Below are 524 nucleotides of genomic sequence, written 5' to 3'. Positions count from 1 at the left end.
TTGACTGGTATTGCAATTAAACTAGCTGAAATGCTAAAACTTAATCAATTTATAAATGTGCAAGAAAAATTAGGAGAGTTAACAACTTATGTAGAGATATTAAAAGCAAGTATCGTATTAAGTGAGCAGGACGCATATATGAGTCCTGAAGGAGTAATTACACCAAGTATTAATGCAATTCAAGCTATTAGATATAATTTCCCAAAAATGTATGAAAAAATGGTGAAATGCATTCAATCTCTAGCTGCTGGTTCTATGCTTGCGACACCTCATCATGAAGATTTCTTTAATGAAAATGGAGATTACTTAATGATGGCTCTTTCAACTGGTGAATTTGATGCAAAAGAAAGAACGATGCTACTTAATTTAGCATGGGATGCTTCGGGAGACGCTTTTGGTCAGCGTCAATTAGTATATGAGTACTACCATGCTGGTGATCCAATGCGTATAGCAGCTGGGCATTATCTTTCATATGAAAAAGGTCAAATGTATAGCATGGTGGAAAGGATTTTGAAGAGTGAAAC

At 34.9% G+C, this 524-nt stretch carries 1 protein-coding gene; it reads left to right on the top strand.

Annotated elements, in window-relative coordinates:
* The coding region (locus KVT31_RS29365; protein WP_302747099.1) for a 4-hydroxyphenylacetate 3-hydroxylase C-terminal domain-containing protein at positions 1-524 on the top strand (524 nt) is incomplete at both ends.

Source organism: Bacillus sp. GbtcB14 (genome assembly GCF_019091205.1).
GTDB lineage: Bacteria > Bacillota > Bacilli > Bacillales > Bacillaceae_G > Bacillus_A > Bacillus_A cereus_AG.
This window is presented reverse-complemented; position numbering and strand designations above follow the sequence as displayed.